Below are 20,492 nucleotides of genomic sequence, written 5' to 3'. Positions count from 1 at the left end.
AAGGTGATCAACTCCTGATGGAATTGATCACAGTTGTGATCTTAAAGAACAGCAATCGGATATGAACCCAATACACGAATTTCTTTTACTAACGGACGAATTTCTTCAATTGCCGCTTTCACGTTTTCTTGCTCAACATGACCTTCCAAGTCCACAAAGAATACATAAGCCCATTTTTCTGGTAATGCAGGACGTGTTTCGATACTTGTTAAGCTAATATTATGCTTGGCAAACGGTGCAAGAATTTCAAGCAACGCCCCCGCACGGTCATGCGCTGAAATCAACAATGATGTTTTATCATTGCCAGATGGTGGCACTTTTTCACGACCAATCACCAAGAAACGTGTGGTGTTTTCAGGATTGTCTTCAATATTGCTATGCAAAATCTCGAGGTTGTAGATGTTCGCAGCGACTTCAGAAGCAATTGCCGCAGAGTGCCATTCATTACGAATACGGCGTGCCGCTTCTGCATTTGAACTGAGTGCAACACGTTCTACACCCGGATAATGTGCATCTAACCAACCACGGCATTGCGCCAAAGTTTGTTGATGTGCATAAATTTGTTTAATGCTGTCTTTACGTGTGTTTTCAGACACTAGGAACTGGTGATGAATACGCAGTTCAACTTCACCAATAACATTGAGATGTGAAGATTTAAAGCAATCTAAAGTATGGTTCACCACCCCTTCAGATGAGTTTTCAACAGGCACTAAACCATAGTGTGCGCTGCTTGCTTCTACTTCGCGGAATACTTCATCAATCGTTGGAAGAGGGCGAACAACAGCGTCTTGACCGAAATGTTTTAAAACAGCCGAATGCGTATAAGTTCCGACTGGACCTAAAAACGCAATACTTTGCGGCGCTTCCAGGGCTAAACAAGCCGACATGATCTCACGGAATAAACGTGCCATTGTCACATCAGACAATGGGCCTTCGTTACGATCCATAACTTTACGTAAAACTTGCGCCTCACGTTCAGGACGATAAAACAATGGATTCTCTTCTGCAGCAAATTTTGCTTTTGCCACAGCTTCAGCTAGTTTCGCACGACGGTTGATAAGTTGTTGAATCTGCATATCAACAGAGTCGATATCTTCACGAATTTGAGCTAAGTCCAGAGAAGTCGGAGTGTTTTGATCATCGTTGATCATTGTTATGTCGCCCTTCAAAAAAATTTTGCAAACAGTATAACAATAGTTAGCTTTCAAATGTTGCGCAATACGACTTTGATGGTTTCAGCCTTAAAAACATACAGTTGATTAAAGCTTCATCAGCTTAACTTAAGAGCCAAAACAGCCAAACTGATAGGTAAAGCCATAATTAAGGCAAATCTTACCTTTTGACAGCTTTATTGATCATTCATCTTAACTAGAACAATAAATAGACCTTCTCTTTTCCTCCAAATTTGCATCAGATCCATCCCCTTGTACAAGCCCATCAATCAATTTGTTTCATTGGTCGTTTCATTTTTAAATTTTGCTCTCAATACTTGAAGCAAAATAAAAATTTCAAAACTTGGCTTTCATGGCATAGAAATAATTTGAAACTTAAAGATGATCTGTATAAACACTTGGTCATTGATCGTTTTTTCAGTGACTTAATAGGCACTTTCATCTAGTGTTTACAGTCATTGACGCATTTATTACAAAAGACACAGGTAATTTTTATCATGGCTTTGTAGTCTAAATATCAGAAAAAAAATAACAGACCCATAGGTACAAGTATGCACAAGAAAATTGCAGTGTTAGTGACCTACGATTTTGAAGATATTGAGTACCTTGAGCCTGTGGAGGCCTTTCGAGCCGCTCGGCACAGCATTATCAATATCGAAGATCAGGTTGGAAAAATTGTTTACGGCATGAAACGCCGTTCCCAGATCACCATTGACCAAAGTATCGACGATGCCTCTGTGCACGATTTTGATGCCTTGTTTATCCCCGGCGGTTATTCACCCGAGAAACTCGCTTTAGATGACCGTTTTATCTATTTTGTTCGTAATTTTGCAGATAGCCAAAAGCCGATTTTGAGCAGTTGCCATGGTCCACAGCTGTTATTAGAAGCTGGTGTCATACAAGGTCGTCATTTCGCCCAATCTGAAACGCTGAAATCCGCTTTATTAAACGCAGGTGTGGTGGTGTCGGATCAATCGGTCGTGAATGATAATAACTTGTATATATCGTCTCGCAGTACTTTAGATACGCCTGAATTTATTGAAGTCTGTCTACAAGTTTTGGGGCAACCGTCATTATCATAGATCTCAATATATTCACTTACACTCAACTGCATAATCTAATTCAAACACGTAAATCTATAGAAATACATCGTCACTATAGAAATACATTGTCAAAAAAATAGCGAAGTCTTCACTTCGCTATTTTAATTTCAGCCTGATAAATTGTTTATCGACCTAAAATACTTCGTGCCACGATTTCTTTCATAATTTCATTGGTGCCACCGTAGATTTGCTGAATACGTGCATCGACAAAGAAACGTGAAATTGGATATTCGGTCATATAACCATAGCCACCAAATAATTGAAGTAGATTATGGGCCACTTTCATTTGCATATCGGTAGAGAAGCTCTTGAGTGCTGCTGCAGTTTCAACATCAAGTTTGCCTTGCATATAAAGTTCAACATTATGATTATAAAATGCCGCTGTAGCCAATTCGTCAATCTTAGCCTGTGCCAAGACAAAACGAGTATTTTGGAACTGTCCGATCGCCTGTCCGAACGCTTGTCGCTCTTTAACATACTGCGTTGCCACATCAATGGAACCGCGAATCGCACCAATTGCAGTCGAGGCAATTGCGGTACGTTCACGCGGTAACTCTTGCATCAAGTAAGCAAAGCCTTGTCCAGCTTGACCCAAAAGTTGCTCTTTTGGCACTTTGACGTTGTCATAAAACAACTCTGACGTGTCTTGCGCATGCAGACCAATTTTGTAGAGGTTGGTACCTTTCTTAAATCCATCCAAATGTGTATCGACTAAAAGTAATGACACACCTTTGGCACGTGCTTGTGGATCAGTTTTCGCAGCCAATACCACAAGGTCTGCATGTTGACCATTTGAAATAAAAGTTTTCGAGCCATTGAGTAGATAATAATCGCCCTGCAAAATTGCACTACTGCGCATAGACTGCAAGTCCGAACCTGCTCCCGGCTCTGTCATACCAATAGCACCGACCACCTCACCTGTGACCATTTTCGGTAACCAATATTGTTTTTGTTCTTCTGAACCAATGTGCAAAATATAAGGCGCCGCAATTTCAGAATGGCATGAAATACCTGTCGATAATGCACTAAAACCTGCTCGCGCAGATTCTTCGACTAGCATCAGTGAATAATGCGTTGGGACGCCATAGCCGCCATATTCTTCAGGTACATCTACACATAAAAAGCCATTTTCACCCAAAGCATTCCATACTGAACGCGGCATAATGCCTTCACGTTCCCATTGCTCATAATGTGGTGCGACATGCTCTGCCATAAAGCGGCGAAAGTTATCTCGAAATAATTCTAAGTCTGCATCATAAGCTAGCATGTGTTTCTTCCTTGGTTGAGTTTGTTATTTTGTTGAGCTCCATCCTATTGCAGTTTAGAACAGCCGTCATGCCTAAAAACTAAAGCGTTCAAATTTGGCTTTGACCTTGCATTAAAAAAGGAAGCCGAAGCTTCCTTTTTAATTACATCTTTTACATCACAGCATCAGCCTTAGGCATGATGTGCATTACCTTCTTCTTGCATCTGACGGTCAATTTCTTCAGGGTTTGCCAAAGCAAAATCCAGTTTTTCTTTGTCTAATTGACCCACCCATTTTGCAACCACAATCGTTGCCAATGAGTTACCTACAAGGTTTGTTAATGCACGTGCTTCTGACATGAAACGGTCAATACCAAGAATCAATGCCAAACCAGCAACAGGAATATGACCCACAGCAGACAGTGTTGCAGCCATGACAATAAAGCCTGAACCTGTCACACCCGCAGCACCCTTAGATGAAATGAGTAGAACCAATAACAAAGTAATCTGATGCGAAATATCAAGCGGTGTATTGGTCGCTTGTGCAATAAAGATTGCTGCCATGGTTAGGTAAATAGACGTACCATCTAGGTTAAATGAATAACCTGTTGGAATAACAAGACCCACTACAGATTTTTCTGCACCAGCAAGTTCGAGTTTTTTCAACATACGTGGCAGTACAGATTCTGAAGATGACGTACCTAGTACGATCAAGAGTTCTTCGCGAATCATACGAATCATTTTGAGGATACTGAAACCGCAAATACGTGCAATTGAGCCAAGTACAAGGAAAATAAACAGCAAACAGGTAATATAGAAGCAGATGATCAACTGACCCAATTGCGCCAAACTACCGATACCATATTTACCAATGGTATAAGCCATCGCACCGAAGGCACCAATTGGCGCAAGCTTCATGATCATGTTTACAATGTTAAAGAATACATGTGCAATTTGATCAATAAACTTCAATACAGGCTTACCTGCATCACCAAGTTTATGTAATGCAAAACCAAATAATAAGGCAAATAATAGAACTTGAAGAATCTCACCCTCAGCAAACGCACCAACAACGGTGTTTGGGATGATATTCATAAAGAAATCTTGGGTAGATTGTGCTGCACCAGATTCAACATATTTAGAAATACCTGAAGTATCTAAAGATGCTGGATCTACGTTCATGCCTACACCTGGTTTTGCAATATTAATTACTGCAAGACCAATGATGAGTGCGATGGTCGAAACAATTTCGAAGTATAGTAAAGCGACACCACCTGTTTTACCCACAGATTTCATGCTTTCCATACCTGCAATACCACTCACCACGGTACAGAAGATCACAGGTGCAATAATCATTTTAATAAGCTTGATGAAACCTTGTCCTAGTGGATAGAACAATTCACCCCAGCCTTTTACGTATTGCTCGGTACCATTGATAATTTGTGTGCCACTTGGTGAGAAATGCCCCACCAATACACCCGCAATAATGGCAACGATCACTTGAAAATATAGTGACTTATAAATTGGTTTTTTAGCCATGACATTACTTCACGATATATTTCTGCTTCAAAGAAATATTCAGTTTTTGTCTATTTTCAAAAAATAAACAGCCCAAAACCCCTTTGTCTTCGACAAAAGAGCACCAAAGGTATTTGACTTAGCCAAATACAGAAAAACGAAATATGTATGGTGATTAAATAATCACATCAGAACCTGATATAAAATCAGCGCATTGATCAGGAGATGAAACACATACTAAAGTAGGTTAAATTTTACCTGTTTTTTAATGGCTTGTTCTGCCACAAATGTTAATTTCGGTTAAATAATAGACCGAGTTTATTAGACGATAGTCTAAAGACATCCTTTTTTAAACCTGTTATCAGGCTGAAAAATACCAACTATAGAAGTAAACTATCCTTAAGTCCTAATTTTAAGCCCAGTATTTGCATGAACAATAAACGAAATATTTACAAAGATTTTGAACATCCTTTTGCGCAATTTGTCCGTATCGTGGGTAAAGGTAAAAATGGCGCACGTTCTCTCACTTATGATGAAGCCTACCAAGCGTTCAGCATGATCTTAAAAGATGAGGTTTTAGACGTTCAATTGGGCGCTTTCTTGATGTTATTGCGTGTAAAAGAAGAATCTGTCGATGAACTGACAGGCTTTGTCCAAGCCACACGTGATCAGCTCAAGTTTAAAAAGCTTGATGTCGATTTAGATTGGTCATCTTATGCAGGTAAACGCAAACATTATCCTTGGTTTTTATTGGCCGCATTAACGCTGGCAAAACACGGCTACAATGTCGTAATGCATGGCGCTTCAGGTCATACCATTAACCGCCTTTATACAGAACAAGTATTAGAGTATTTGGGTTTTCCTATTTGCCAAAATGATACAGATGTGGAACAGCAGCTTATACAACGTCATTTTGCTTATATTCCGCTCGACGTCATTTCACCAATACTCAGTGATTTAATTTCACTACGCAATGTCATGGGCTTACGTTCCCCAATTCACACCCTTGCGCGTCTGATAAATCCATTTAATGCCAAAGCCACCATGCAAGCGATTTTCCATCCAGCCTATCGTGGATCACACCAACGTGCGGCATTCCAATTGGGTTATCAAAATAGTGCTGTCATTAAGGGTGAAGGTGGTGAATTCGAACGTAACCCCGATGCAAAAACCTTAATTTGTGGCATCAAGGATGGTGAAATGTATGAACATGAGTTGCCTAAACTGACGGACAACCGTAGTCCAGTCGAAGAAGAACTTGATTTGGCCGTTTTTAAAGCCGTTTGGGACGGTCAGCAGACACATGAATATGGTGAAATCGCAGTGACCGAAACCATGGGAATCGCACTGTATACCATGGGCGCCGTCGCAAGTTTTGATGATGCAATGCAAACTGCCAAAACCATGTGGGCAAATCGTCACGCTTAAATAAGCAGTATGAAGCAAAAAATTTAGGCATGCATCAAGCCAATAAAAAGCCAGCATTAAGCTTAATGCCAGTCAGTTAAGCAAATTTTAGTAAAATGTAGTAAAAATGAGTGTATGTAAATACGCTCATTTTTTTATGTCTTTATCTGAACATTTAGAATCCACTCTTGAACATTCTCTCCCATCACTCAACCATTTTTGTGAACTTATTGATTTAAATTGGATTGAAACAAGCCTGCATCAAACAGGTAAGGCATCAATCAGAAGGAGAAAATTACCTGCTGAGCATGTGGTTTGGCTTGTTATTGGGCTTGCCTTGTTTCGAAATCAACCCATCAGCTATGTTGTAGAGCAATTAAACCTCGTGTTTGGTACAACAGAATATTGTGTTCCTAGTGCAGCAGTCCAAGCACGACAACGTTTAGGACAAGAGCCTTTAAGTACCTTATTCTCTCTGCTCAGCCAAGCATGGTTTGATGAAACACAGCAACAATATTCAAGCTTTCAAGGACTTAGCATATGTGCTGTTGATGGGGTGGTTTGGTCTATGCCGCTGACCGAAGAGAACTTTAATCATTTTGGCTCATCTAAAGGTAAAACTGCTGTAGCACCTTACCCACAAGTGAGAGCCACGTGCCTAGTCAATACCAATACCCATGAAATCATAGATGCCCAAATAGGCAGTATGGATCAGGGTGAACTCACATTAGCAAATCAATTATCTCCTCCAGCACAAAGTATTACATTATTTGATCGAGCTTATTTCTCTGCTGATTTTCTAATAGGGTGGCAAACACGTGCAGAATCAAGTCATTGGCTGATGCGAGCAAAAGATAATTTACGTTATGAAATTATTAAACGGAATTCCCCACATGATTTTCATATCAGGATGCCAATATCACCTAGAGCCAAGAAGCTTAACCCAACGTTAGGGGATTATTGGGAGGCACGTTTGATTGAAGTTGAGCAGGCAGGAAAAATCAGACGTTACATTACTTCATTATTAGATTCAAAGACATACCCACTTATAGCCTTGGCAAAGTTATATGCTCAGCGTTGGGAAATTGAAATGTGTTACCGAGAAATTAAAAGCAATTTGCAGAAAGGTAAGCTCTTAAGAAGCAAGCAACCAGACTTAATTTATCAAGAATTATGGGGTGTCTTGATTGCCTATAATGTTCTGAGACGACAAATGAAACATATGGCTCAACGAGCTAAAGTAAGTCCTTTGAGAATCAGTTTTCATATTGCATCTATTGCCCTTCTTAATTTACTCAGATTCGACTCTTTGGCTTCTGCAGGTAATCTCCCCAAACATCTGGAAAGTTTAATGGAGAAATCTAATCGGTATGTTATACCTGAGAGAAGAGTGAGGAGTTATCCAAGGGTTGTAAAAGGAAAACCTCAAAAATACCCAAGAAAAAGCCAGTCAATCTCTTAACTGACTGGCATTAAGCATTAAGCTGGCTTTTTCAATCAGACAGAAAACGGATTAAACGAAACGAATCGGCTTGAACTCAGGTTCTTCCACATGCGAGTCGCAATGCTCATCTTCTTCTTTGGTCCCGCGGTCGATATAACCACTACGCTCATCTTCTGGCAAATGTTTAATTTCCCATGCATACACCGCTTGCATACAAATTTGACGTTGTTCTTGAGTCAGCGCTACGCCATTTGGCCATTTACCAATTTCAATTGCCGTTTTTAATCGACCAACAATTTCAGGATCGAGTACGGCAAGCATCTGTTCAATATTCATAATTAATCCTGCTTTAATGAGTCAAAATCTTGGTTCCAGCCTAGCTTGGTACGACATGCCATATAGAAGTCATAACCAGGTGGATGTAATAAGTTGAGCTTAAATGGATGTTTGCGGATATGTAAACTATCGCCTACACCCAATGATACACTGTGTTGACCATCGGCACTGACCATTGGTAGAACACGATTTTCACGAATCAAAATTTTAATTTCGCTTTGTCCGCCGACGACAATCGGCCGTGACGACAAAGTATGTGGATGCATTGGCACTAAGGCAATCGCATCCATACTTGGGTGGACAATCGGACCACCACCAGATAATGCATAAGCTGTAGAGCCGGTTGGTGTCGAAACAATTAAACCGTCACTGTGTTGGCGGTATACATATTGCCCATCAATATTCAGTTCAAAGTCGATCATGTGTACCGATTTACCCGAGTGCAGCACAATATCATTTAAAGCTACAGCATCATAAATCGACTCGCCTTTCGAGCGAATTTCCATTTCCAACAAGAAACGTCGGTCTAGCTGAAACTCACCTTTGAGCACTTGATCTAACTTGAAAATCACTTCTGTCGGTTTGATATCGGTCAGGAAGCCCAAACGACCACGGTTCACCCCAATCACAGGGGTATTATATTTCACCAAGGCACGTGCGGCATGAAGCAATGAACCATCACCTCCGACAACGATCACCAAATCGACAACTTCACCCAATAAATTACGGCTGACCGTCTGAGTATTATTGTAGGGAACCAGCTGCGCTGTTTGCGTATCAAATACAGGATGTAATCCCAAACTCAAAATATGATCGTGGATCAAACATAGGGTTTCGATCACTGATGATTTGTCTGGACGACCAATCAACCCAATGTTTCGAAATGATTTATGTGAAATTTGCACCTGCGCTTTTGCTCCGCTTCGCCTCATTGGTATCATATCACTAACAGAAATGATTTAAAAAAACTTTAAAGTTTCGACTTTAGTGAAGTAGCTTCCAATATTTTGCATACATATAACAGTTTAAATATTGCAAAATACTGAAAAGCTTCGCATGATTAGCAAAATTTCTCAGGGTATTATCACTATTTATGAAGTCTGAACGTGGCATAGGCATAATTGCACTGATTTTTTCGCTGTTGATTATCGGCGGATTTCTCGTGTTCAGCATTTATCTTATTCGTCTAGATAATATTGTACGGGATAAATTCGAAGGTCAACGTTGGGATATTCCAGCCAAGGTATTTGCTCGTCCTTTAGAAATTTATACCAATGCGCCTGTAAGCCAAGCAGACCTCAACCAAGAACTGAAACTTTTGGGCTATAACGCTCAAGATAGCTATGCGAAAACAGGGAGTTACGTTACTTCTGGCAATGTGACCTATATCCATACGCGTGGTTTTGACTTTGGTGATAGTGTCGACCCTGAACAAGTCCTTAAAGTGACCTTTGGTGAAGATCAAATCACTGAAGTGAGTGCAACCAAGCCTTCAAGTAGTGGTATTGCCCGCTTAGAGCCGATGTTAATTGGTGGTATTTATCCTCAGCACAATGAAGACCGTGTGCTGATCAAACTTGATAAAGTGCCTAAGCCTTTAATCCAAGCTTTAATTGCTACCGAAGACCGCAATTTCTATCAACATCATGGTATTTCGATTCGTGGTACAGCACGTGCCATTGTGAGTAATGTCACAGGCGGAAAACGTCAAGGTGGTTCGACCCTCACTCAGCAATTGGTGAAAAATTTTTATTTATCGCCTGAGAGAACCATTAAGCGTAAGGCCAACGAAGCCTTAATGGCCATGCTGATTGAACTTCACTATGACAAAGATGAAATTCTTGAAGCTTATTTAAACGAAGTGAACTTAGGTCAAAACGGTAACTATTCCATCAATGGTTATGGTTTAGCCTCACAATTCTATTTTGGTTTACCCCTACGTGAACTAAATATTGCTCAGCAGGCGTATTTAGTCGGTTTGGTTCAAGGTCCAACTCTATTTAATCCGTGGAAAAACCCTGAAAGTGCGATTAAACGCCGTAATATTGTGTTGAACAATATGGTGGTGATGGGCTATTTAACTCAGGAACAATATGAAACTGAGTCTGCACGTCCATTAAATGTCATTACAAAACCAACATTGGGCCCTTCTCGCTTCCCAGACTATATGGATATCGTGCGTCGTCAACTGCGTACTGAATACCAAGAAAGCGATTTGACCAATCAAGGTCTGCGTATTTTCACCGCGATGGACCCGATTGCACAAACCCGTGTACAAACTGCATTTAAAGAATCTGTGGCCCGTTTAAGCAATGCCAATCCAGCACGCTTAAAAGAATTACAAGGCGCGGTATTGGTGTCTCATCCTGAAAATGGTGAATTGGTTTCAGCAGTCGGTTCAACGCAGGACTTTACCGGCTTTAACCGTACAATGGATGCTAAACGTCAAGTCGGTTCATTGCTAAAACCTGTGATTTACCTCAGTGCGATAGAATCCAACCGTTATAACTGGGCGAGTCAAATCGAAGACAGTCCTATCAGCATTCAAAGTGATGGCAAAGCTTGGACACCGAAAAACTATAGTGGTGGCGCACATGGTGTCGTACCAATGGTCGATGCCCTATCAAACTCGTATAACCTCTCTGCGGTACGCTTAGGTCAAGAGTTCGGTATGTCGACTTTTATTAACCATCTGAAAAAGTTTGGTGTGACTTCTAATATTCCAAGCTACCCTTCGATTTACCTCGGTGCTATCGATATGTCACCGATGGAAGTCATGAGTGTCTATGGAAACTTTGCAACCGGTGGCTTCAAATATCCAGTGAAAGCTATTCGTTCAGTGGTCGATGCCAATGGTCGTTTATTAGATCGTTATAGCTTAACGGTACAACCGACTATTGCACCTGATGCAGCCTTTATCTTGAACTACGGTTTACAACAAGTGATGAGTTCAGGGACAGGCCGTTCTGCTTATGCATCATTACCGGCTTCACTTAAACTTGCAGGTAAATCAGGAACAACCAATGATACGCGTGACTCATGGTTTGCAGGTTATTCAGGTAATTACTTAAGTGTGGTTTGGTTAGGTTTAGACAACAACAAAGTCACAGGCTTAACTGGTTCGTCAGGAGCACTTCCTGTTTGGACCAATGTCATGAAGCAGTTACGTCAAAAACCAGTTAATTTACGTCAACCAGACAGCGTACAGTGGCATTGGTTAGACCGTTATTCAGGTAATTTATCTGCACAGCATTGTACAGGTGCGATGTATATTCCTCTGTCGCGCAACTCTATTCCAAATCAGGCTACGGCATGTGGTTCGACACAATATGAAGTAGAACCTTACACAGTTGATACTGAAGAGACGCAGCCAACTCAGGAACAAAATGATAGTTTAGGTGACTACATTCGTGAAAGTGATGTCGATAATGATCAGGGTTCATCTGATCAACCTCGCATCATCTCAAGTGGAGAGTATACAAATTAAATTGCAAAACATTAAAGTTTTAAAAACGTTCAGTATTCTGAGCGTTTTGACGATCATTTTGGCTGGTTGCCAAACCATAGTCGAACCTGAGCAAAAGCCGCCTGCTCCACCTGAAAAAAAGGCAGATATCCATGACTCTTCTGGGGTCATTATTACGCCATATGACCATCCAGAAATTAAACGTCAACGCATCGTTATTCCTGAGCAGAAAACCCAAATTCAAAAATTTGATGATGGCCGCGACTTGCCTGCATTCAAAAAATTGATGAAAAGTACGCAAACCGCTTATGCCAATGGAAAATGGAATGAAGCTGAAAGTGCGGCAACTCAAGCACAGCGTTTGGCACCGCAATCTGCGGAAACTTTTTTATATTTGGCAATGATCGCCAATCGAAAAAATCAGCCTGCGAATGCAGAATCGTTGGCACTGCGTGGATTAAGCTATGCTCAAACCAAGCCGATGAAACAACAGCTTTGGAATGTTGTTTTAAAAGCCGGTCAAATGCAAAAGAAAAGCAGCACCATTCAAAAAGCACAACAAGCCATTAAAGCTCTTTAAGCACCCCCATAAAAAAGCCTGATCTTAATTGAGATCAGGCTTTTTTATTCATTACATACTAAAAGTAAGTTTATTTCTAAAAGTTATTTTAAATCTGAATATCGACTTTCAAATACAAATTTAATTCAATGCACGTATTTTTAACTGATGTTACGCACCTAAAAGTAATTTCGCATATTAAAAATGGTTTTTAAGTCTATTCAACGGAGTCTTACATCTAGGGTTTGAATAAAGGGATTAGCCTTCGGCTGGAGGTACTCTTACAAAACAATGCTCCTCACCGCAAAACTCGTTCACTAGCGTCAAATTATTCAAAGTATCGCAAAACCATTTTTGATTAGAAGGAGTCCTGTCTCAAACACTTGCGGATGACCTTACCACGTATCATTCTTTTATCTGAAGCAAACTGTGCGTCTTATGTTACTGCGTAACATCAGTTTTTAATTTAAAAACTACGAATACCTGCCACCCCATAAGCATGATGTTGCTGTGCAATAGTTAGCAATTCAGGACGCATTCCACCTAAAGCAAAAACAGGGATCTCTATGCTTCGTGCAATCTCAGAAAAATGCGCCCATCCCATTCCTTGCGCCTCTGAATGACTTTGTGTCGCCAGAACTGGGCTAATAAAGATGGCATCACAGCCAATTTTTTGCGCATGCAACGTAGAAACTTGATCATGACAAGCGGCGATATAGCGCTTCCCAAGCTGTAAATCACCTTTATTTTTTTTCAGCAATTGGTACTGCTTAAGATGTAAAGCCGAAATATGTGCTTGCACCTCTGTAGAGAGCAATGACCATAGATCTTCATTAATCATCAGTTGTTTTAAAATCACTGTTGGTAATTGATTTAATGCCTCTGCATTTTCTGCGCTGGCATCGACTCGCCAATAATACAACAGCGTCTCTTGAAGCGTTTCAAATGTTGGTAGATCAGCAGTGATTTTGATCTGTTGCTGCCAATATAAACGCTGCAAAATAGCTTGATTGGCCTTTGGAAAATTCAAGCTCATCAGTTGTTGACGTGAATACCAGGCCCATGGCTTTTGGATTTCATTCAGCAACGCATGCGGGACAGTGGCATGAAATAAATGTAATTTCACAATGACATCATCATATTCATGCTGAATAAAATCAAAAGCATGCCAGTCATGTAAACCAATGCCAACTTCTTCAAAAATTTCACGACGACAAGCTTGTTCAGGACTTTCACCCTGCTCGACTTTACCACCCGGAAACTCATGTTTATTGCCCTGATGTTGTTTTGCTTCACGCCAACCCACCAGTACTTTGTCTTGATGCAATAAAATCGCAATGGCGACATCGATTTGCGGTTTCGACATAGTTCCCTGCTCTCTACTCTGTTCCAATTGATATCCAAGTGTAAGCAAATTTATCTTTTTTATAAAATCCTAAAATTACCGTTGACAGGCCTATTCGATAATGATTATCATTTAAACCATTCAGAAATACACCACGGAGTCGACGGAATGAACGCACCATTTAGCCTTTTTACTCGTAGCAATGAAGCACACCACTCACTGCCAATGCTACATTCAAACAACCTTTTTGCCTTAGGACGTGAAATTCGAATTATGCATGCAGGTGAAGAATATCGACTACGTTTAACACGAAATAATCGCCTTATTTTGACCAAATAATTTCTGATAAAAATAATAATTATCAGCGCAATAAAAATAATCGTGGACACAAGCAGTAAGCCATCCGCTTACTGCTTTTTAAGTTTTATAGCTACTCAAACTTAATTTAAATCGCAACACTCATCTTCCTCTCACAACACTCTTTCGCTCAAATTCAATAGAGCAAATCGTGTTTTTAGCGGATTGGAAAAGTGAGTTGTACCTTTAAGCCGCCCAGTTCAGAGGCATCCACACTTAAATGACCTTGATGTAACTGTACAATTTTTTGTGCAATTGAAATGCCTAAACCTGAACCTTGTGTCTTTGTTCCTAATACGCGGTAAAACCGTTCGCCAATGCGTTGCAATTCTGCGGCTGTCAGTCCTGCACCTTGATTTTCGATCGTCCAAGTCGCTTGCTGCGCTGAAGCCGTTAAATCAATCTTGACCTGTCCTTGCTCAGGACTATAGCGGATGGCGTTATCGACTAAGTTTCGCAGACAGCTAAACATCAATTCGGCATTCATAGCAAACCGTACAGTGTGACTCTGTAGCTTCAATTCGATCTGCTTTTCTTCAATAAAAGGCTGTAAAGCATCAAGGACTTGTAAACTCAGCTGTTCTAAGTCGTTCTGTTTTTTATCTAATTGCTCCGATTGCGTCGGGTCGAGCCGCGCCAAAATCAGTAGATTTTCTAAAACCCGTGTTCCTCGATTAACATCGTGCTGTATGCTCAATAAATCCTGCTGAATGTCGGGATATTTTCGTTTTAATACCTGAAGTCGCATTTGAATCGCAGACAGCGGTGAGCGTAATTCATGTGAGGCATCGGAGGTAAAACGCTGTTCCGCCTCTAAGGCTTGATCTAATCGGCTTAATAAAAAATTCAGCTGTGTTTGGATCGGCTCTAGTTCTTGTAATACAGGTTCAGCTAAGACGATGGCTTGTAAGTCATCTACATTTTTTTCAGCGATTTGTTTTGAAAATAGCTGTAAAACTTTCAATTGACGTTTAATCAAAATATGTAGTAATAGCCATTGGATCAACCAGACAATCAACAGAATCCCTGCATAGCCTAGTACGCTTTGCAGCGTTTCTCTCAGCCGTGTTTTCATCGGTTGAACGATTTGTACGGTTAATCCATCCTCCTGAAGTGCATAGCTACGCCAAAGCGCGCCGTCTCTCCATTGATAATGTAATCCTTGTTTTATATTGGACTGATGTTCAAATGCTGTATGTTGTTCCGACGTGGTTAAGACTTGCGACCCTTGTATGAGTTGATATTGCATATCAAACTCTTCACTCAACTCATCTATTTGTTCGTCTTGCTTCAGCGTGAGATCAGTAGCAGTGAGCATGTCAGCCACTTCGTCCATCAGGGCATCATGTACACTCATGATGTGATACAGACCAAATCCCAACATCAGACACAGAGAGATTGCTCCCGCCCAAATTGCACTGAGCAGTGAAGTTTTAATCAGTTGCGACTGCAAGGAAATGCTTTTTTTATCACTCATAGACTTAACTTTGTTGAGGAAGATTCATGCGATAACCCAAGCCCCTTAAGGTTTTAATGTAATCACTGCCAATCTTCTTACGCAATTGGTAAATAAAAACTTCGATCGCATTACTTTCCACTTCATCGCCCCATGCATAGAGCGATTCTTCGAGTTGGCTACGCGTCATAATATGCTCAGGATTCAACATCATCTTATGCAAAATTTGATATTCACGCGATGTCAGCGTAATCAATTCCGCATTTTTACGCAGCGTTTTGGCTAGTACATCTAAACTTAATTCCCCGAAAGTCAGAGAATTATCACGCTGCTGATGATGCAAACGTAATTGGGCACGTACCCTTGCTGACAACTCTTCCAAGCTAAAAGGTTTCACCAAATAATCATGGGCTCCCAGATCTAAACCTTCAACACGATCTGCAATACTGTCACGAGCAGTAATGAATAAAACTGGTGTAAGCGGATGCAACTGTACGATACGTTTTAAAATTTCATCACCAGTTACTTTTGGTAAGCCACGATCTAAAAGTATGCAATCATATTGATGTTGTTCTAAAGCCAAAATAGCGTGATCGCCTCGCTCAACCCAATCGACACTATAGCCATCCATTTCAAGCCATGTTTTTATACTGTCTGCTTGGGATGCATCATCTTCTGCCAATAAAATTCGCATCTTACCTACCCTATTTCTATGGTTCCGACTTCAGTGTATCGAACTTTTGCTCATATCTACTCATATCATAAAAAAACCACAGCTTGCTGTGGTTTTTTTCATGGCGCAGCACTGTATTGAATGACAGGCTAAATTAAAATTTTACTTGATCGACATCCACTTCAACACGTTTTGTTGGTTTGTAATCAATGTCGATTTCTCCAATGAGCGTTACCGGTGTTTTAGCTGAAATCGCTTTGCCTTGCCAAAGTTCATCATCAATATCCACTGTAATGCTGCCTGTGCTATCGCGGAACTGATATTTTTCATCGCCCATCGATTTCACAACATAACCTTTCAATTGAACTTTACTATCATCTTTTAAGCCTAAGGCATGTTTCACAGATGTGGTTTTCATCGGTGCAACTGCTGTTTGATTAACGGCTGTATTCGCGACTGCAACCGATGCCACACCTGCAAATGCTAAACCACATACCAATTGAGTGAATGTTTTCATCTTCGGTCTCTCTTACTTTGTCTATTTCGATAGCGCTATTTAAACAAAGCAAGATGAGTCGAATCTTAAGCTGCAAAGACGTTTTTATTTACTTTGATCGAACCATTAGTTGAGCGGCACGACACGCAGGACTTCTTCTAAAGTGGTTACCCCTGCAAGTACTTTACGCGCACCGGCAATTCGTAATGGCTCGACATGCTCTTTACGAGCCTGTGTACGTAGTTGGGTTAGATCTGCATTAGCACCAATCAATTGCTTGGTTTCAATACTGAGTGGCATAAATTCATAAATTCCCACACGGCCTTTATAACCCGTTTGACGGCATTCATCACAGCCCACCGCCTCGTAAACAAAATCAGGCATTTGAATCGCATATTCAAAGGTCAGATGTTTCCACTCTTGTTCATTGATAAAAGTCTCACGCTTACAATGTGGACAGAGTTGACGAACTAGACGTTGTGCCAAAACCCCTAATATGGTCGCTGCGGTTAAAAAAGGCTGAATACCTAGGTCATGTAATCGCGTCAAACTCGATGGTGCATCATTGGTATGTAAAGTTGAAAGCACCAAATGACCTGTTAATGCAGCTTGGATCGCCATATTTGCCGTATCATGATCTCGTATCTCCCCGACCATGATAATGTCAGGGTCTTGACGCATTAAAGCCCGTACACCATCAGCAAAGCCCAAATCAATCCCTGTATTCACCTGCATTTGGTTAAAGCTCGGCTCTAACATCTCAATCGGGTCTTCAATCGTACAGACATTCACTTCTTCAGTTGCCAATTGCTTGAGCGATGAATAAAGCGTGGTGGTTTTACCCGAACCCGTCGGACCGGTCACTAAAATAATACCGTGACTATGACTGGTTAATGCTTTCCAATCATCCAACAGACGCCCTTCAAAACCGAGCTGTTGGAAACTACGTACCAAGACTTCAGGGTCAAAAATACGCATGACTAACTTTTCACCAAAGGCTGTTGGCAGCGTCGATAAACGTAGCTCTGTTTCTTGGCCTTTGGGTGTACGGGTTTTTAAACGTCCATCTTGCGGTTTACGTTTTTCAGCCACATTCATCCGACCTAAGATCTTAATTCGCGAGACCACGGCTGTCAGGGTATTTGCGGGCATGTTGTAGATGGTATGTAATACCCCATCGATACGAAAACGCACCTTTCCTGTATCTTTACGCGGCTCGAGGTGAATATCACTTGCACCTTGTTCGAAGGCAAACTGTAAGACCCAATCCACAAGCTTCACAATATGCTGATCATTGGCATCTGGATTTTGTGTATCACCTAATTGTAATAGCGCTTCAACGCCTTTATTTTCACGGTCATAACTCGATGATTTTTGCGAATTACTGACCGCACGACTCACTTGGTAATATTCAACCAAATATCGCTGTAGTTGATCTGGACTGAGTAATACACGCTGAATCTTGCGTGGTAATACCGTTCTCTCTAAATTGGCAATCCATTCATTTTTATAAGGTTGATCCGTTGCAATCAGCACATGCTCATTTTGTAATTCAACCGCTAAAATGCGATTTCGTACTGCAAATTCCTGAGACATAATGGCTGTCAAAGCAGGCACATCAGCTTTTAGAGGATCGATAATATAAAACGGTACTCCAGACTTTTCTGCCAACCATTGGCAAAGTCTATTCAATGTTAAGGTAGACTGCGGATGACTCTGATCGACTAAATTAAAATTGGCAATCCATTGTAGAGGATGCCATTTCAACTGCTCACGCTGACGGTGCGTGGTTTGAATCAGTATTTTGTCCCGTTCAGTAATACGTCCATCTTTTTGTAATTGGTCTAAACACCAAGAAGTGTCAATTTCAAAATTAAAAGTCATTGTTCTATGTTCCCCAAACATAAAACTACTATAGCAAGTTTTTGACATCACATTAGATAAATTGGGCGCAGCAGGTGTGTAATTGCCTAGAACGTAAATAAGATGTAACGCTCGGCTATGCTGAATTAAAAGGACAATATTACGAAGTTGAACGCCATCTGAAAGACCTAGAATACAGCATGGCTGATGAAATCCAAGATGAAGTCCTAAAAAATGCAAAAGGCAATTGAAAGGAGCTAAAAGCTCCTTTTTTTATTGAGATATATCAATAATCAGAATTTGTAGATCACAGACCTGAAATTTTACATTCAATCCACCAAATAACATGCCATACACACGTTCATCATCATGCTGATAAGCAGGACGTGGATCTAAACTCAATACTTGTTCCAGTTCTGCTGTTAATTGTTCGGTTAAATTGCCATTATTCAAAAATACCTGTTTTTGTTGCTCAGCGTGCTCTGACCAAATCACAGATTTTCTTTCTGGCTCATCCTGCGCATAACCACTTTGCGCATCCATCACTGCATCTGAATATTGAATATACGGTTTGATATCTAAAATTGGTGTTCCATCCAACAAATCGCTACCGACAACATAGACGCGAACCGATTTACCAATTTTTTTCACCGCTTTGAGCTGCACAACCGACAAGCCCATTGGTGACGGTCGGTACATACTTCGTGTCGCAAATACCCCGATTTTTTGATTACCACCTAAACGTGGTGGGCGAACTTGCGGACGAAATTTTGTCGAATCTGCATTTTTATTTTCATGAAACTGCCAAATCAGCCAAAGATGACTAAAATCATCAATCCCTTCGAAAGCCAATAAATCGTTATAAGGTTCCACCATTTCAATATAAGATTCGACTTGCACCAAATTCGGCTGACGTGGAATACCAAATTTTTCTCGGTAGGGAGATTTCATATACCCGATAATTGGCATTTTAAGCTCAGACATAATCACTTTTTCTGATAAGTTCAATTAAATATATTCAGTTTATCGAGAATGATTTTAGATTAGAATAGTAAGCTGTTCTAATTTGATAATTTTATTGAGACCTTTAATGGCTGCTTTTAACGTCGAAAAGATTACTCACGTCCACCATTGGAATGACACTTTATTCTCTTTTAAAACCACTCGCGATACTGCGTTACGTTTTAAAAACGGTCAATTTGTGATGATCGGCCTTGAAGTAAATGGTAAGCCTTTAATGCGCGCTTATTCTATTGCAAGCGCAAACTATGAAGAAGAATTAGAGTTTTTCTCTATTAAAGTTCCAGATGGTCCTTTAACGTCTATTTTACAAAAAGTAAAAGTTGGCGATGAAATTTTAGTATCTAAAAAACCTACAGGTACGTTGGTTCTAGATGACTTAAACCCTGGTAAAAACTTATACCTACTTTCTTCAGGTACAGGTCTTGCACCGTTCCTTTCTGTAATTCGTGACCCTGAAACTTACGAACGTTTTGAAAAAATCATCGTTGTACATGGTACACGTTTCATTTCGGAATTGGCTTATCAAGATTTAATCTTAGATGAAATTCCTAACCACGAATTCTTTGGTGAATTAGGCGCGAAAGAAAAATTGGTTTACTACCCTACGGTAACTCGTGAAGAATTCCATACTCAAGGCCGTGTAACAACTGCCATTGAATCTGGACAACTTTTCGAAAAAATTGGGCTTCCACGTTTCAACCCTGAAACTGACCGCGCAATGCTTTGCGGTTCACCTGCATTCCTAGACGACGTTGCTGCACTACTTGACCAGCACGGTCTGAAAGAATCTCCTAAGATGGGCGTTCTAGGCGACTACGTGTTTGAACGTGCATTCGTTGAAAAATAATTAGCTGAAAATTAAAAAGCGCATGTCATCATGCGCTTTTTTTTTATCTATATGCTGTCCCGTCCTGAAATAAGTTTACACCTTAAGAGACTTATTTTATGGAACATGCACAAGAACAACGAGTTAAACGCACACAACGTGATTATAGCTTCGCCTTTAAAATGATGGTTGTACATGAAGTA

At 40.5% G+C, this 20,492-nt stretch carries 18 protein-coding genes; 7 read left to right on the top strand and 11 right to left on the bottom strand.

Going from position 1 to position 20,492, the window contains the following annotated elements; genetic code table 11:
* Nucleotides 1-41: 41 nt before the first annotated feature.
* Nucleotides 42-1,151 carry a prephenate dehydratase gene (gene pheA, locus FTU05_RS10985; RefSeq protein WP_180165319.1) on the bottom strand — a complete coding sequence of 370 codons (1,110 nt, stop codon included), beginning with the start codon at nt 1,149-1,151 and terminating at the stop codon, nt 42-44.
* A gap of 572 nt (nt 1,152-1,723) precedes the next feature.
* Here pheA and FTU05_RS10980 point away from each other — a divergent pair.
* A complete protein-coding gene (locus FTU05_RS10980) occupies nt 1,724-2,254 on the top strand; it encodes a DJ-1/PfpI family protein (protein WP_180041486.1) in 531 nt (176 codons plus the stop codon).
* A gap of 145 nt (nt 2,255-2,399) precedes the next feature.
* On the opposite strand, the gene FTU05_RS10975 is transcribed toward FTU05_RS10980, so the two are convergent.
* Together FTU05_RS10975 and FTU05_RS10970 are read right to left on the bottom strand one after the other, a co-directional pair.
* The gene (locus FTU05_RS10975) at nt 2,400-3,542 is read right to left on the bottom strand and encodes an acyl-CoA dehydrogenase family protein (RefSeq protein WP_180165317.1); all 1,143 of its coding nucleotides are present in this window, start codon (nt 3,540-3,542) and stop codon (nt 2,400-2,402) included.
* A gap of 170 nt (nt 3,543-3,712) precedes the next feature.
* Nucleotides 3,713-5,059 (bottom strand): dicarboxylate/amino acid:cation symporter, encoded by a 1,347-nt coding sequence (locus FTU05_RS10970; protein WP_180009487.1) that lies wholly within the window; start codon nt 5,057-5,059, stop codon nt 3,713-3,715.
* A 408-nt stretch (nt 5,060-5,467) separates the two neighbouring features.
* On the opposite strand from FTU05_RS10970, the gene FTU05_RS10965 reads away from it, so the two are divergent.
* The gene (locus FTU05_RS10965) at nt 5,468-6,466 is read left to right on the top strand and encodes a glycosyl transferase family protein (protein WP_180095084.1); all 999 of its coding nucleotides are present in this window, start codon (nt 5,468-5,470) and stop codon (nt 6,464-6,466) included.
* A 136-nt stretch (nt 6,467-6,602) separates the two neighbouring features.
* On the top strand, nt 6,603-7,907 hold the full coding sequence (locus tag FTU05_RS10960) for an IS4 family transposase (RefSeq protein ID WP_168379863.1): 1,305 nt from the start codon (nt 6,603-6,605) through the stop codon (nt 7,905-7,907).
* Between the two features lie 51 nt (nt 7,908-7,958).
* On the opposite strand, the gene FTU05_RS10955 is transcribed toward FTU05_RS10960, so the two are convergent.
* On the bottom strand, nt 7,959-8,225 hold the full coding sequence (locus FTU05_RS10955) for a YeaC family protein (RefSeq protein ID WP_078189099.1): 267 nt from the start codon (nt 8,223-8,225) through the stop codon (nt 7,959-7,961).
* Nucleotides 8,226-8,227: 2 nt separating this feature from the next.
* Nucleotides 8,228-9,166 carry an NAD(+) kinase gene (locus FTU05_RS10950; RefSeq protein WP_078189100.1) on the bottom strand — a complete coding sequence of 313 codons (939 nt, stop codon included), beginning with the start codon at nt 9,164-9,166 and terminating at the stop codon, nt 8,228-8,230.
* Nucleotides 9,167-9,318: 152 nt separating this feature from the next.
* Here FTU05_RS10950 and mrcB point away from each other — a divergent pair, with 152 nt between their 5' ends.
* Both mrcB and FTU05_RS10940 read left to right on the top strand, forming a co-directional pair.
* On the top strand, nt 9,319-11,712 hold the full coding sequence (mrcB, locus tag FTU05_RS10945; protein ID WP_180005249.1) for a penicillin-binding protein 1B: 2,394 nt from the start codon (nt 9,319-9,321) through the stop codon (nt 11,710-11,712).
* A 37-nt stretch (nt 11,713-11,749) separates the two neighbouring features.
* Nucleotides 11,750-12,271: a tetratricopeptide repeat protein gene (locus FTU05_RS10940; protein ID WP_257230116.1), complete on the top strand. Its 522-nt coding sequence runs from the start codon at nt 11,750-11,752 to the stop codon at nt 12,269-12,271.
* Between the two features lie 445 nt (nt 12,272-12,716).
* Here FTU05_RS10940 and FTU05_RS10935 read toward each other — a convergent pair whose 3' ends face one another.
* Nucleotides 12,717-13,616 carry an NUDIX domain-containing protein gene (locus tag FTU05_RS10935; protein WP_180165315.1) on the bottom strand — a complete coding sequence of 300 codons (900 nt, stop codon included), beginning with the start codon at nt 13,614-13,616 and terminating at the stop codon, nt 12,717-12,719.
* 147 nt (nt 13,617-13,763) lie between these two features.
* Here FTU05_RS10935 and hemP point away from each other — a divergent pair, with 147 nt between their 5' ends.
* A complete protein-coding gene (gene hemP / locus FTU05_RS10930; protein ID WP_078189103.1) occupies nt 13,764-13,934 on the top strand; it encodes a hemin uptake protein HemP in 171 nt (56 codons plus the stop codon).
* A 175-nt stretch (nt 13,935-14,109) separates the two neighbouring features.
* On the opposite strand, the gene FTU05_RS10925 is transcribed toward hemP, so the two are convergent.
* From FTU05_RS10925 to tsaA, 5 genes are all read right to left on the bottom strand, one after another.
* Entirely contained in the window at nt 14,110-15,429 is a 1,320-nt protein-coding gene (locus tag FTU05_RS10925) for a HAMP domain-containing sensor histidine kinase (RefSeq protein ID WP_180165312.1), read from the bottom strand.
* A 4-nt stretch (nt 15,430-15,433) separates the two neighbouring features.
* Nucleotides 15,434-16,102 (bottom strand): response regulator transcription factor, encoded by a 669-nt coding sequence (locus FTU05_RS10920; RefSeq protein WP_180064109.1) that lies wholly within the window; start codon nt 16,100-16,102, stop codon nt 15,434-15,436.
* A gap of 133 nt (nt 16,103-16,235) precedes the next feature.
* The gene (locus FTU05_RS10915; protein WP_168379331.1) at nt 16,236-16,598 is read right to left on the bottom strand and encodes a NirD/YgiW/YdeI family stress tolerance protein; all 363 of its coding nucleotides are present in this window, start codon (nt 16,596-16,598) and stop codon (nt 16,236-16,238) included.
* Between the two features lie 105 nt (nt 16,599-16,703).
* Entirely contained in the window at nt 16,704-18,461 is a 1,758-nt protein-coding gene (locus FTU05_RS10910) for a GspE/PulE family protein (protein ID WP_180027311.1), read from the bottom strand.
* 252 nt (nt 18,462-18,713) lie between these two features.
* Nucleotides 18,714-19,424 carry a tRNA (N6-threonylcarbamoyladenosine(37)-N6)-methyltransferase TrmO gene (tsaA, locus tag FTU05_RS10905; protein WP_180165310.1) on the bottom strand — a complete coding sequence of 237 codons (711 nt, stop codon included), beginning with the start codon at nt 19,422-19,424 and terminating at the stop codon, nt 18,714-18,716.
* A 106-nt stretch (nt 19,425-19,530) separates the two neighbouring features.
* Between tsaA and FTU05_RS10900 the strand changes: the two genes are divergently transcribed.
* Nucleotides 19,531-20,310, top strand: coding sequence for a ferredoxin--NADP reductase (locus FTU05_RS10900; protein WP_180165308.1), 780 nt, complete (start codon nt 19,531-19,533; stop codon nt 20,308-20,310).
* Nucleotides 20,311-20,492: the final 182 nt, after the last annotated feature.

Source organism: Acinetobacter sp. YH12049 (assembly GCF_013419875.1).
Classification (GTDB): domain Bacteria; phylum Pseudomonadota; class Gammaproteobacteria; order Pseudomonadales; family Moraxellaceae; genus Acinetobacter; species Acinetobacter amyesii.
The sequence above is the reverse complement of the archived record's forward strand: the minus strand, read 5'-3'. Positions and strand labels throughout refer to the sequence as shown.

Excerpts from the sequence above, each read along its gene's own strand:
- FTU05_RS10980 (WP_180041486.1), top strand. The coding sequence starts at position 1,724 with ATGCACAAGAAAATTGCAGTGTTAGTGACCTACGATTTTGAAGATATT.
- FTU05_RS10955 (WP_078189099.1), bottom strand. The coding sequence starts at position 8,225 with ATGAATATTGAACAGATGCTTGCCGTACTCGATCCTGAAATTGTTGGT.
- FTU05_RS10950 (WP_078189100.1), bottom strand. The coding sequence starts at position 9,166 with ATGATACCAATGAGGCGAAGCGGAGCAAAAGCGCAGGTGCAAATTTCA.
- tsaA (WP_180165310.1), bottom strand. The coding sequence starts at position 19,424 with ATGTCTGAGCTTAAAATGCCAATTATCGGGTATATGAAATCTCCCTAC.
- FTU05_RS10965 (WP_180095084.1), top strand. The coding sequence starts at position 5,468 with ATGAACAATAAACGAAATATTTACAAAGATTTTGAACATCCTTTTGCG.
- FTU05_RS10900 (WP_180165308.1), top strand. The coding sequence starts at position 19,531 with ATGGCTGCTTTTAACGTCGAAAAGATTACTCACGTCCACCATTGGAAT.
- FTU05_RS10925 (WP_180165312.1), bottom strand. The coding sequence starts at position 15,429 with ATGAGTGATAAAAAAAGCATTTCCTTGCAGTCGCAACTGATTAAAACT.
- hemP (WP_078189103.1), top strand. The coding sequence starts at position 13,764 with ATGAACGCACCATTTAGCCTTTTTACTCGTAGCAATGAAGCACACCAC.
- FTU05_RS10975 (WP_180165317.1), bottom strand. The coding sequence starts at position 3,542 with ATGCTAGCTTATGATGCAGACTTAGAATTATTTCGAGATAACTTTCGC.
- mrcB (WP_180005249.1), top strand. The coding sequence starts at position 9,319 with ATGAAGTCTGAACGTGGCATAGGCATAATTGCACTGATTTTTTCGCTG.
- FTU05_RS10915 (WP_168379331.1), bottom strand. The coding sequence starts at position 16,598 with ATGAAAACATTCACTCAATTGGTATGTGGTTTAGCATTTGCAGGTGTG.
- FTU05_RS10910 (WP_180027311.1), bottom strand. The coding sequence starts at position 18,461 with ATGACTTTTAATTTTGAAATTGACACTTCTTGGTGTTTAGACCAATTA.
- FTU05_RS10960 (WP_168379863.1), top strand. The coding sequence starts at position 6,603 with ATGTCTTTATCTGAACATTTAGAATCCACTCTTGAACATTCTCTCCCA.
- FTU05_RS10920 (WP_180064109.1), bottom strand. The coding sequence starts at position 16,102 with ATGCGAATTTTATTGGCAGAAGATGATGCATCCCAAGCAGACAGTATA.
- pheA (WP_180165319.1), bottom strand. The coding sequence starts at position 1,151 with ATGATCAACGATGATCAAAACACTCCGACTTCTCTGGACTTAGCTCAA.
- FTU05_RS10935 (WP_180165315.1), bottom strand. The coding sequence starts at position 13,616 with ATGTCGAAACCGCAAATCGATGTCGCCATTGCGATTTTATTGCATCAA.
- FTU05_RS10970 (WP_180009487.1), bottom strand. The coding sequence starts at position 5,059 with ATGGCTAAAAAACCAATTTATAAGTCACTATATTTTCAAGTGATCGTT.